Source organism: Streptomyces sp. IMTB 2501 (assembly GCF_001953885.1).
Classification (GTDB): Bacteria; Actinomycetota; Actinomycetes; order Streptomycetales; family Streptomycetaceae; genus Streptomyces.
The window spans coordinates 1-10,800 of sequence record NZ_MQUS01000070.1; the positions used below are offsets into that span (position 1 = coordinate 1).

At 70.8% G+C, this 10,800-nt stretch carries 13 protein-coding genes and 1 pseudogene; 10 read left to right on the forward strand and 4 right to left on the reverse strand.

Going from position 1 to position 10,800, the window contains the following annotated elements:
* Both AV521_RS45880 and AV521_RS52140 read left to right on the forward strand, forming a co-directional pair.
* Positions 1–567, forward strand: a 567-nt coding sequence (locus AV521_RS45880) for a CBS domain-containing protein (RefSeq protein ID WP_076097900.1), incomplete at its 5' end; no start/stop codon positions are given.
* 75 nt (positions 568–642) lie between these two features.
* A pseudogene (locus AV521_RS52140) lies at positions 643–744 on the forward strand (DNA-binding response regulator); the annotation flags it as partial.
* A gap of 247 nt (positions 745–991) precedes the next feature.
* On the opposite strand, the gene arsM reads toward AV521_RS52140, so the two are convergent.
* Positions 992–1,882, reverse strand: a complete 891-nt coding sequence (gene arsM / locus AV521_RS45890; protein ID WP_076097902.1) for an arsenite methyltransferase — start codon at positions 1,880–1,882, stop codon at positions 992–994.
* 101 nt (positions 1,883–1,983) lie between these two features.
* Between arsM and AV521_RS45895 the strand changes: the two genes are divergently transcribed.
* From AV521_RS45895 to AV521_RS45905, 3 genes are read left to right on the forward strand one after another with little or no spacing between them, the layout of a single operon-like run.
* Positions 1,984–2,358, forward strand: a complete 375-nt coding sequence (locus AV521_RS45895) for a helix-turn-helix transcriptional regulator (protein WP_076097903.1) — start codon at positions 1,984–1,986, stop codon at positions 2,356–2,358.
* Positions 2,355–3,092 carry an MIP/aquaporin family protein gene (locus tag AV521_RS45900; RefSeq protein WP_076097904.1) on the forward strand — a complete coding sequence of 246 codons (738 nt, stop codon included), beginning with the start codon at positions 2,355–2,357 and terminating at the stop codon, positions 3,090–3,092. The genes AV521_RS45895 and AV521_RS45900 overlap by 4 nt, the downstream gene beginning before the upstream one ends.
* Positions 3,093–3,116: 24 nt before the next feature.
* Positions 3,117–3,530, forward strand: coding sequence for an arsenate reductase ArsC (locus AV521_RS45905; RefSeq protein WP_076097905.1), 414 nt, complete (start codon positions 3,117–3,119; stop codon positions 3,528–3,530).
* A 105-nt stretch (positions 3,531–3,635) separates the two neighbouring features.
* Here AV521_RS45905 and phoU read toward each other — a convergent pair whose 3' ends face one another.
* Positions 3,636–4,310: a phosphate signaling complex protein PhoU gene (phoU, locus tag AV521_RS45910; RefSeq protein ID WP_076097906.1), complete on the reverse strand. Its 675-nt coding sequence runs from the start codon at positions 4,308–4,310 to the stop codon at positions 3,636–3,638.
* A gap of 183 nt (positions 4,311–4,493) precedes the next feature.
* Positions 4,494–5,660 carry a PP2C family protein-serine/threonine phosphatase gene (locus AV521_RS45915; protein ID WP_076097907.1) on the reverse strand — a complete coding sequence of 389 codons (1,167 nt, stop codon included), beginning with the start codon at positions 5,658–5,660 and terminating at the stop codon, positions 4,494–4,496.
* Between the two features lie 361 nt (positions 5,661–6,021).
* Here AV521_RS45915 and AV521_RS52145 point away from each other — a divergent pair, with 361 nt between their 5' ends.
* Positions 6,022–6,153 carry a hypothetical protein gene (locus AV521_RS52145; RefSeq protein ID WP_256726022.1) on the forward strand — a complete coding sequence of 44 codons (132 nt, stop codon included), beginning with the start codon at positions 6,022–6,024 and terminating at the stop codon, positions 6,151–6,153.
* Positions 6,154–6,566: 413 nt separating this feature from the next.
* Here AV521_RS52145 and AV521_RS45925 read toward each other — a convergent pair whose 3' ends face one another.
* Positions 6,567–6,971: an Hsp20/alpha crystallin family protein gene (locus AV521_RS45925; protein WP_076097909.1), complete on the reverse strand. Its 405-nt coding sequence runs from the start codon at positions 6,969–6,971 to the stop codon at positions 6,567–6,569.
* Between the two features lie 170 nt (positions 6,972–7,141).
* On the opposite strand from AV521_RS45925, the gene AV521_RS45930 reads away from it, so the two are divergent.
* The 4 genes from AV521_RS45930 (at position 7,142) to AV521_RS45945 (ending at position 10,763) form a co-directional block, all read left to right on the forward strand.
* Positions 7,142–8,515, forward strand: a complete 1,374-nt coding sequence (locus tag AV521_RS45930) for a nicotinate phosphoribosyltransferase (RefSeq protein WP_076097910.1) — start codon at positions 7,142–7,144, stop codon at positions 8,513–8,515.
* A gap of 136 nt (positions 8,516–8,651) precedes the next feature.
* On the forward strand, positions 8,652–8,990 hold the full coding sequence (locus AV521_RS45935) for a DUF1918 domain-containing protein (RefSeq protein WP_079249761.1): 339 nt from the start codon (positions 8,652–8,654) through the stop codon (positions 8,988–8,990).
* On the forward strand, positions 8,974–9,852 hold the full coding sequence (locus tag AV521_RS45940) for a universal stress protein (protein ID WP_076097911.1): 879 nt from the start codon (positions 8,974–8,976) through the stop codon (positions 9,850–9,852). The genes AV521_RS45935 and AV521_RS45940 overlap by 17 nt, the downstream gene beginning before the upstream one ends.
* Positions 9,853–9,989: 137 nt before the next feature.
* Entirely contained in the window at positions 9,990–10,763 is a 774-nt protein-coding gene (locus tag AV521_RS45945; RefSeq protein WP_256726023.1) for a nitroreductase family protein, read from the forward strand.
* Positions 10,764–10,800: the final 37 nt, after the last annotated feature.

A 10,800-nucleotide genomic window follows, 5' to 3' on the forward strand; every position in this document is an offset into this window, starting at 1 on the left:
GTCAGCGCCCTCCCGGTGATCGAGGGCGAGGGCCGGGTGGTCGGTGTGGTCTCCGAGGCCGACCTGCTGCCCAAGGAGGAACTCCGGGACGACCCCGACACGGGCTACCTCCAACTGCGTCAGCCGGTCGACGTGGCGAAGGCCGAAGGGATGACGGCGGGAGACCTCATGTCCTCCCCCGCCGTCACGGTCCGGGCCGACGCCACGCTCGCCGAGGCCGCGCGCACCATGGCGCGGGCTGGGGTCAAGAGGCTGCCGGTCGTGGACGCGGCCGGTCTGCTGGCGGGCGTCGTCAGCCGTGCCGACCTGCTGAAGGTCTTCCTGCGCGACGACGAGGACATCGCCGAGGAGGTCCGGCGCGAGATCGTGTCGTACCTCTTCCCGCTCTCGTCCTCAGCCGTCCAGGTGGAGGTGGAGGACGGAGTCGTCACGCTGGCGGGCCGCATCCGCGACAGCGCCCTGGTCCCGGTCGCCGCGCGCCTGGTGCGGGGCATCGAGGGGGTGGTGGACGTGCGGTTCGACCTCGCGCACGACGCGCATGGTGTGGCTGGGGCCGGACGGCTCTAGTGTGTACCGCACCGTCGCGATGATCGGCCGCATGGACAGCCCAGTCCGGCCGTCACCGGGCAACGAGGGCGTGCCCTGTCTGAGCCGCACACCTTCAGTGAGCAGCACCCGATCCATGTGTTCCATCTCGACGATCACGAGGTCGTGCGACGCGGCTCGGCCGACCTGCTGGACGCGATCACGACCGAAGCGCCCGGCCACGTCCTCAAGCAGATCGTTCGTAGATGCGTCCCCTGCGGGAGGCGAACTCGTCAATACCCAGCATCCCAGTGCCCGCTGCCGTGCCGGCGGAGCCGTGAGCATACCCGGAAGCCCTGTCCACCGACCGTTCAACCACACCTGTCCGCATAGGCGTTGGGCGGGCCGGTGAGGCGACGTCAGTAGCGGCTGTGGACCAGCGGCAGGTCCGCGAACATCTCGACCGTCACAAGTGAGGCATCCCCGGCAGCGGTGATCTGCGTGCCTGCCAGTGGGCGGTCGGACGCTCGGCCGGGGTGCGGCAGGCGGTGACGCCGCGACAGGAGTCGTCCGGCACGGGCGGCGTGGCGGTGTCCGGGCGGGTGGCGGCACTGGCTTTGACAGCGCGGACGATGGCGGAGTGCATGCCCTCGGCGACCGCGTGGGTCGGAGTGATCTCGATCTCCGTGAACCCCGCGGCCTCCAATCCCTCCCGGTACTCGGTGAAGGACAGTGCACCGGCGATACAGCCGACGTAGTCGCCACGCTCGGCCCGCTGCTCGGCGGTGAGGGTGTCGTCCGCGACGACGTCGGAGACACCGATCCGCCCGCCAGGCTTGAGCACGCGAAACGTCTCGGCGAACACGGCGGGCTTGTCGACCGACAGGTTGATCACGCAGTTGGAGATCACCACGTCGATGGTGTTCGCGGGCAGCGGGATCGCCTCGATGGTGCCCTTGAGGAACTCGACGTTCGTCGCGCCCGCCTTCGCAGCGTTTGCGAGGGCCAGCGCGAGCATCTCCTCGGTCATGTCCAGCCCGTACGCCTTGCCGCTCGGGCCGACGCGACGGGCGGAGAGCAGGACGTCGATGCCGCCGCCGGAGCCGAGGTCGAGAACACGCTCACCCTCGCGCAGCTCCGCCACGGCGGCCGGGTTGCCACAGCCGAGCGAGGCGGCGACGGCCGCTGCGGGCAAGGCGTCGCGCTCGTCGGCGGCGTACAGGGTCGAGCCGAAGTTCTCGTCGACCTCGACCGGCTCTGGCCCGCAACAGGCGGCGGCGCCCTCGGTGACCTTGATGGCCGCCGCTGCATACCGCCGGCGGACGGTTTCGCGCAGGTCGGTGCACTGCTCGCGCACGACTCACTCCCATGTGGCGGGCCACCGTATGGGACCCGGCCTGTATTGACGTTTGTTGATGCAACCTTGCGCCTTGAATTGAAAAACCTCAACATAGAGGTATGTCGAAACAAGAACTTGAGGTGATCGGTCGGGGTGTCCCTTGCTGCCCGGGTCTGTCCGCCGCGCCGCTGGACGAGGACCAGGCGGCTGACTTGGCGAAGGTCTTCAAGGCGCTGGGCGATCCGGTCCGGCTGCGCCTGGTGTCCATGATCGCCTCGCGCGAAGAGGGCGGGGAGGTCTGCGTGTGCGAGCTGACCCCGGCCTTCGACCTGTCCCAGCCGACGATCTCCCACCACCTCAAGCTGCTGCGCCAAGCCGGGCTCATCGACTGCGAGCGCCGCGGCACGTGGGTCTACTACCGGGTACTGCCCGGCGTCCTGGACAGGCTCGCCGCATTCCTGACCTCCGCGCAGCCCGCCGGAGCTGACGCGTGAACGCCTCCCTCGGCCGCCGGATGGTGGCCGAGGCGATCGGGACCGGGCTGCTGGTGGCCATGGTTGTCGGCTCCGGTATCCAGGCCACCGACCTGTCACACGACGTCGGTGTGCAGTTGCTCGCCAACTCCCTGGCCACCGTCTTCGGCCTGGGCGTGCTGATCACCGTCTTCGGGCCGGTCTCCGGCTCGCACTTCAACCCCGCCGTCACCCTTGCCGCCTGGTTCACCGGCCGCCGCACCCCCGACGGCCTTGCCCTGCGGGATGTCGTCGCGTACATACCCGCCCAGGTCGCGGGCGCGATCGGCGGGGCGATCCTGGCCGACGCGATGTTCGCCAAACCGCTGGTGCGCTTCTCCACCCACGACAGGTCAGCCGACCAGCTGTGGCTGGGCGAGGTCGTCGCCACGGCCGGGCTGATCCTGCTGATCTTCGGCCTCGACCGGGTCGGCCGCGCCGCGCTCGCCCCGGTCGGAGTGGCCGCATACATCGGTGCCGCCTACTGGTTCACCCCCTCCACGTCGTTCGCGAACCCGGCGGTGACCATCGGCCGCGCCTTCACCGACACCTTCGCCGGCATCGCACCCGCGTCCGTCACCCCGTTCATCGCCGCCCAGCTGCTCGGCACTGCGCTCGGGCTCGGCATCGTCGCCGCGGTCCACGGCCCGTACACCGCCCCCGCACACCCCGAAGTCGGCGTCCCGCACGGCGAACCCGAACCCGCCTCCCCCTGAGCGAATCCCCGAGAAAGATCCGCCATGAGCAATCCCGCCTCGCGCCCGTCAGTACTGTTCGTCTGTGTCCACAACGCCGGACGCTCCCAGATGGCAGCCGCCTTCCTCACCCACCTCGCGGGCGACCGCGTCGAGGTCCGCTCCGCCGGCTCCGCGCCCGCCGACACCGTCAACCCGGCCGTGGTCGAAGCGATGAGCGAGGTCGGCATCGACATCTCCGCCCAGACCCCGAAGATCCTCACCGTGGCGGCCGTCCAGGCATCCGATGTCGTGATCACCATGGGGTGCGGCGACACCTGCCCCGTCTTTCCGGGCAAGCAGTACCTCGACTGGCAGCTCGACGACCCCGCCGGACAGGGCGTCGAGGCCGTACGCCCCATCCGCGACGCGATCGAGACACATGTCCAAGCACTGATCTCGGAAGTGACGTCCACCTGACGACCGGGCCCATCTCCGCTCGGAAACGCAACACCGGCTCCAGCTCATGCCGTACTCGTGTCCCGGAGGAGCGGTCGGACGCCGCTCAGTCGGCCGCGGGCCGGGTCAGGTGGTCGTGGGCGGTTCGGTGAGCAGGTCGTCCGCGTGCTGTCCGGTGACGAGGAACACCACGTGTCGGGCCACCGCCACGGCGTGGTCGGCGAAGCGTTCGTAGTAGCGGCCGACGAGCGTGGCATCCACGGCCGTCTCGACACCGTGGTGCCACCGGTCGTCCAAGAGGTGGTGGAAGATCGTGCGGTGCAGTTCGTCCATGCGGTCGTCGTCCCTCTCCAGCTGGAGTGCCGCGTCGACATCGTGGGTGATGAGCACCTCGGCGGCCTGCGCCATCAGGCGTTGGGCGAGCTGGCCCATTTCCAGGATCGTGCGGCGCAGGTCGCGCGGAATCGCATGATCGGGATAGCGCAGCCGGGCCAGCTTGGCCACGTGATGGGCGAGATCTCCCGATCGTTCCAGATCCGCGCTGATGCGCAGTGAGGTGACCACGACCCGCAGGTCCGTGGCGACGGGCTGCTGCCGCGCCAGCAGCGTGATCGCCCGTTCTTCCAGGGCGCGCTGCAGATCATCGACCTTCTCATCGCCTGAGATCACGTTCTCGGCGAGGTGCAGATCGGCATCGAGGAGTGCGGTGGTGGCTCGGGCGATGGCCGAGCCGACCAGGTTCGCCATCTCCACAAGGCCGTCGGTGATCGATCCCAGCTCTTCGTGGTAGTGCTCCCGCATCGTGCGCCTCCCGCGTTGTCGCTCGTTCCCAGCGTCCGCCGACTGCCGGATTTGCACACCTCGCGCTCGGGCCGGCAGCCCACCCACCACGCGTGGGTACCGAGCGGGTCGACGCCGAGCGCCGGCGTCTGCCCTGCGACGGCATGGACCGATGGGGTCAGGCCGACGTCACTCACGTCCATCTCAGGAGCTTCCGCCGAACCCGCTCGCATGGGTGATGTGCCTGTGATGGCGGCGTCGATGGATGTCGGGCTCGCGGCGGAGCGCGACGAGGGCCGCGTCGTCGTCGAGGCGTCCGCGGGTGTACGCGCGCAGATCGCGCTGGATGTGGTGCAACAGCGAGTCCGGGCCGGCCTCGCTCCACTGGGCGGCGCGTGTCTCGAAGGGGTAGAAGTCACCACCGGCGTCGCGGGCTTCGATGACGCCGTCCGTGTAGAGCAGGAGCGTGTCGCCGGGCTCGAAGGAGAGCACATCGATCTTGTATTCCTCCGGCCCGATCTCACCGATGCCCAGCGGCGGCGCGGGGTGCAGGCTGGGAACGGTGAGGCCGCCGTCAGGGCTGAGCACCAGGGGTGGGGGGTGCCCGCAGCTGACGACTCGGGTGATGTGGTCGTCGTCGGGGAGCTCCAGCAGCAAGGTGGTGGCGAAGCGTTCGCCGGTCTCCTCCACCGGCTCGAAGTCGGCCAGGTAGCGGGTGACGCTCTGTTCCAGGGAAGCGGCCAGATCAGGCAGGGAGGTGTGCCGGTGGGCGGCCTCACGGAAGGCCCCGAGCAGGAGGGCGGCCTCACCGATTGCGGACAGCCCCTTTCCCCGCACATCGCCGATCATGATGCGCACACCCCCCATGATGCGGGTGGCCGCGTAGAGGTCACCGCCGATCTGCGCCTCGTCCTCGGCGGCCAGGTACAGGCAGGCGATCCGCAGGGCGCCGATCCGCTCCGGCAGCGGCCACAGCAGGACATGTTGCGCGGCCTCTGCGACCGACCGCACCTGGGCCAGCTGGTGCCGGGACCGCTCACGCACCACGCAGCCGAACACGATCATGGCCGACAGCACCGTCAGGGCGAGGACCTGCACCAGCACGTTGCGCGAGAACAGCACGCCGAAGTGCCAGCCGATGTACGCCTGCGCGGCCACGGCCAGGAACCCGATGAGCCCGGTCAGCCGTGGTCCGGCGAACGAGGCGGTGATCGCAGGCGCGATGACCAGTAGCGGGCCGAGATGGATGTCGGCCGGGACCAATTGGTCCACCGCCGTGATCACCACGATGAGCACGATCGGAATCACCAGCAGCGCATGACTCGACTGCCACGGCTGCCGCACACCAGCCAAGCCGTGCCCGGCTTCCACATGTTCCAGACTGCCACCGTCCAAGGAAGCTGACGAACGACGACCGGGACATGAGCAGCGGCGACAACGACATGTCCCTGATACCGCTGCACGCTGCTCCGCTCACGTCTTGGTGCCCTGAGCTCCCTGATCAGAGGCTCCAGCCCGGTCTGCGGGACGCGTCGATCAGCTGGGCGACGAGTGTCGCTCTCCCCGCTGACCGTGCATGGCATGGAGGCGTAAGCGTCATGACTGCCGCTGTTGACGCGGCCCGCGCCTGCCGCCGCCCGCCCGCCGGCTCCTGGCGGACGTCGAGGCGCCGGACGGGCTGTGGCGGGCGGAGACCCGCTGCCGGCGCACGGTCCGGGACGACGGCACCGCCATGCTGCGCGGCATCCGGTACGGCCGCCGTGTGGTCGTCGGCGCGATCACGGTGCTGGACGCCTGGCGGGTGCGGGCGGCCCTGGAGTCGGCAGCCCGCCGCGGGCAGCTTGGGGACGATGCCCGGGCCTGAGGGGATGGCACCGGTCCGGACGCGTCGCGTGGCGGTGGTGGTGCCGCGGGCGGCGCTGCGGGCCGCCTTGGTGCGGATCGCCGGAGCGGGCTGTGTGGAGATGGACCGCGCGAAGCGGGCGGCCCCGGGCCCCGCGGCACGGCGGCTGCGCCGACTGCGGGGGGCGCGGCGAGCCCACCGGGCCGGGCAGCGCGGCCGTCCCGGCGGTCACCGCCCCCGAAGACCCGGGGGATGTCGGCCTGTTGGCCGGCGAAACCCAGCTGGCGGCGGTGGAGCCAGCCGTGGAGGAGGGTGAGCACGAGAAGGCGGTACGGCGTCGCTGAGCCGCTTCGCGCGGCACCCGGTGACAGCGGCAGGACAGCCCACGCGACGGCGGGCCCGCTCGGGGCCCGCCGCGGACGGAGACGTCCTCGTCAGCTGCCGTGCCGGATCTCGACGTGCCTGGCCTCCGCCTTCTCGGCGCCCAGCCCCACGCTGACAGTCAGCATGCCGTCGGTGTAGTCGGCCTTGACGTCGTCCTCGTTGGCGCCGGGCGGCAGTGTCACGCTGCGGCTCATCTCGCCGTACCGGATCTCACTGTGGTTCTTGTCCACCTCCCGCTCGGTACGTTCGGCCCGCACCGTCAGCACCCCGTCACTGATCACGACGTCGATGTCCTCGGCGGCCATGCCCGGAAGCTCGGCGCGCACGACGTAGCGGTCGTCCTCCATGTAGTCCTCGATACGGACCATGGGCATCGTGAGCCTGCTGGGAATCGTCTCGAACCAGTCCGGGATCTCCGGGAAGGGGAACCTCTGCCTTCGTATCAGTGTGGCCATCGCCGTACCTCCTGGGTTGTCGTCGTCTGCCGACACCTCCAGTGCAGCGCTCGCGGCGCTGTCGGACTGAGGCCGAACAGCCCATACCTGGGTCCCTTGTGTCCCTTTTACCCGCGGCCGGCGCGATCAGACTGGTAAGGAGTGAACGACCACCCACGGCGGCGATCACCATGTCCGACGTCACGACCACCGATCTCTACGAAGTGACGATGGCGCTGTCCTACGTCCGCGAGGACATGCACGCGCCGGCCACCTTCAGCCTCTTCGTCCGCGACCTCCCGCCCGGCCGCGGATTCCTGGTTGCCGCGGGCCTGGAGCCGGCCCTCGACTTCCTCGGCCGCTACCGCGTCGAACGCGACGATGTCGAGGAGTTCGCGGCTGCCCTGCATCGCCCGGCGCGCGACCTGATGCCGCTTCTCGGCCTCTCCTTCGAGGGTGAGGTGCGGGCCGTACCGGAAGGCCATGCTGTGTTCGCCGGGGAACCTCTGCTGGAGGTGACCGCGCCACTGCCCCAGGCTCAGCTCGTCGAGACGTACCTGCTGAACCAGCTCTGCCATCAGACGGTGGTGGCGTCCAAGGCGGCGCGCTGCGTGCTGGCCGCGGCCGGACGGCCGGTCGTGGACTTCTCACTGCGCCGCACACATGGTCCGTGGGCGGGCCTGCAGGCCGCCCGACTCGGCGCCCTGGTGGGATTCGCGGGCACGAGCAATGTCGCCGCCGCCACCTCCCTGGGCATCCCGGCCTCGGGCACCATGGCCCATTCCTATGTCGAGGCCTTCCCGAGCGAGGAGGCGGCCTTTCGCGCCTTCGCGCTGAGCCATCCCGGCCCGGTCACCTTCCTCGTCGACACCTACGACACCGAAGAGGGCGTGCGTATCGCCGCCCGGGTCCTGACCGATCTCGGGCTCGACCCCGGGTGCGCGATCCGCCTGGACAGCGGCGACCTCGACGCGCTCTCCCGGCGGGCGCGCGCCCTACTCGACACCGCCGAGCTGGCCGGCGTACGGATCGTGGCCAGTGGCGGACTCGACGAGTACAGCGTGGAGCGGCTGGTACGCGCCGGCGCCCCGATCGATGTGTACGCGGTTGGTACACGGGTGGGCGTGGCGGCGGACGCCCCGTATCTGGACGCCGCGTACAAGCTCGTCGAGTACGACGGCCGCCCCGTCATGAAGCTGTCCTCGGCGAAGGTCACGGCTCCGGGCCGCAAACAGGTCTTCCGGCGTGCGGGAAGACCCGACGTCATCGCTCTGGCAGGCGAGGAACCGCCGGAGTCGGCGCGACCCCTGCTGCACACGGTGATGCGCGGCGGGCGCCGGACCGGCCCGCCGGACCGGTGGCAGGACGCCCGGGAGCGATTCCGCGAGGATGTCGCCGCTCTGCCCGAACCGGCCCGGCGGATCGAGAATCCCGAGCCGGTCCCGCCGGTCCGGTCCCGGGCTCTTGAGCAGCTGACCGCCATGGTGCGCTCCGACATCGAAGACAGGTTGCGCCGACAGGCCGCTGTTTCCCCCTCCTCCGTGCGCTCGGCCCGCACGCCGTGACCGGTCCCGGTGCCACACCAGGGCCGACGGGTCCGCCGTGGGGACCAATGGCCCCTGGCAGGCCGCCGCTGCCAGAACCTTCCATGGAATCGGCGGTGGCTCTCGTCCGTGCCACCGCAGGGAGGAGGCGAGGGCGATGTCCGCTCCCGCACCGCTGAAAGAGACCGACCGGCCCGCAGCGAGTACCGGGCCCGAGGCGACCGGCCCCGAGGTGTACTCCCGCGCCGGCGACGAGATCGTCGTACGCGGCACCACGGCCGGGGTGATCGCCCGGGACGGCGCGATCGTCGGGCTCCGTCATCCGCACGGCAGCCCGCCCTGCGACCCGCGCCGGACCGACAACGGACGGGTCGCCCTCTGCTTCCCCGGCTCGGACGCCTATGTCAGACACCTGTCCCCTGCGCCGCTCCACCCTGAACCAACTTGCATTCCTGACGAGTTGACGACTGGAGGCGGCCATGCCCCGGCCCGGTGACCGCCGGCTGATCGTCGTGGGCGTCGATCCCGATCCCTCCCATCGGACGGCGCTTGCCTGGGCGGCCGACGAAGCCGCCCGCCGTCGGCTTCCGTTGCGCGCGGTCCATGTCGAGGGCGTGCCGACCAGGGGCTATCGGGGGCGGGAGGTGCCGCCGTCGTGGGAGGAATGGAACGAGTCGCTGCACAAGGCCGGGAGACAGGTACTGGAGGAGGCCGCGGGATTCGTCACGGCCCGGCACCCGCAGCTAGAGGTGGACACCCTGCTTGCGGAGGGCGACCCGGTGTGGGTGCTGCGCGAGCAGAGTCGCGACGCCACCGCCGTCGTCCTGGGCTCGCAACATCTCAGCCGCACACAGGAAGTGTTCGGCTCCGCGTCGGTCGCCCTTCCGGTAATGGCCCACACACACTGCCCTGTGGTCGTCGTGCCCGAGCCGGAGCACATCGCTCAGGATCCCGCGTACTACGTGGTCGGTGTCGACGGCAGTGAGCACTCCGGTGCCGCGGTCGACGTGGCGTTCGAGGAGGCGGCCCTGCGCGGTGCCGCACTGCGGGCCCTGTTCATCTGGGAGCCCGGCCCGCTCAGGATCTTCGACGAGCACGGCCCGCAGGAGGAGTGCCGCCGGCTGCTCTCCGAGATCGTGGCGGGCCGCCGCGCCCGCTTCCCCCAGGTCGACCTGCGCCATGAGCTGGTCGTGGGGCATCCGGTCCAGGTGCTCACCGACGCCTCGGCCCCTGCACTCGGCCTGGTGGTGGGCACCCGGGGGCGCGGAGGCTTCACCGGCATGCTGCTGGGCTCGGTCAGCCAGGGTGTGCTGCACCACGCCCGCTGTCCCGTCATCGCCGTCCCGATACGTGAGTAGGCCGTAGGGCCGGTACGAAGGGAGGCCACCGTGACTGCGGAACCCCCTGACGTGAGCACCGTCACGGCGCTCGTGGCGGACGCCNNGCCCTGCTCAACCTGCGCGCGGCCGCCGCGGCGGCGGGGCTGGCGCCGGACGTGCGGCTGCTGCCCGACCCGGCCTACCCGGAGTTCCTCGCCGAGCTGCATCTGTGCGGCACCGGAGCACCCGACGCGGCACTGGCCCGGCTGCAGCCCGCGATCCGCAGTCGGCACTCCAGCCGCCGGCCCTTCCGCGACGAGGAGATCCCCGCCGTCGTGCGAGACCGGCTGTGCGAGGCAGCCGGTGCCGAGGGCGCACAGCTGCTGTTCCCCGGCGCCTGGCATGTCCGCTCGGTCCTGGAGCTGGTCCGGGACGCCGAGGGCAGGGAAGCGGTCGAGCCGGGAATGCGCGAGGAAACGGCGCGGTGGACCCGTACGGAACCGTCGGATGTCGCTGAGTCCGCCGACGGCATCCCCGCCGAGGCGTTCGGCCCCCGCCAGCGCGGTACCTCGGCCCCCGTGCGCGACTTCGCCGCCGGTCGCCGGGTGCCCGGGCGCGGTTGGGCGCCCTTCGAGAAGAGCCCGAACATCGCCTTGCTGGGTACCGCCCGAGACGAGCCCACGGACTGGCTGTGTGCGGGTCAGGCACTGGAGCGGGTCCTGCTCCAGGCCACCGCGGACGGACTGGTCACCTCGCTCACGTCCCAGCCCCTGGAGTGGCGGGAGATCCGGTGGGCCGTCCGCGATCCCGTCTCGGCCATGGCACACGTCCAGATGGTGATCCGGCTCGGCTACGGCCCGGAAGGCCACGCCAGCCCACGCCGACCGGTTGCCGATCTGCTCGACGTCCCCTGCCCCGGACGCTTCGCGCAGCGGGGAGAAGGCGCATGAAGGTCTCCGAGGTGATGACCGCTCCCCCGGTGTGCGT

Bases quoted from the DNA above. Each gene is read 5' to 3' on its own strand.
- AV521_RS45930 (WP_076097910.1), top strand. From the start codon at position 7,142: ATGTCCGACGTCACGACCACCGATCTCTACGAAGTGACGATGGCGCTG.
- AV521_RS45925 (WP_076097909.1), bottom strand. From the start codon at position 6,971: ATGGCCACACTGATACGAAGGCAGAGGTTCCCCTTCCCGGAGATCCCG.
- phoU (WP_076097906.1), bottom strand. From the start codon at position 4,310: ATGCGGGAGCACTACCACGAAGAGCTGGGATCGATCACCGACGGCCTT.
- AV521_RS45935 (WP_079249761.1), top strand. From the start codon at position 8,652: ATGTCCGCTCCCGCACCGCTGAAAGAGACCGACCGGCCCGCAGCGAGT.
- AV521_RS45905 (WP_076097905.1), top strand. From the start codon at position 3,117: ATGAGCAATCCCGCCTCGCGCCCGTCAGTACTGTTCGTCTGTGTCCAC.
- AV521_RS45895 (WP_076097903.1), top strand. From the start codon at position 1,984: ATGTCGAAACAAGAACTTGAGGTGATCGGTCGGGGTGTCCCTTGCTGC.
- AV521_RS45940 (WP_076097911.1), top strand. From the start codon at position 8,974: ATGCCCCGGCCCGGTGACCGCCGGCTGATCGTCGTGGGCGTCGATCCC.
- AV521_RS52145 (WP_256726022.1), top strand. From the start codon at position 6,022: ATGCTGCGCGGCATCCGGTACGGCCGCCGTGTGGTCGTCGGCGCGATC.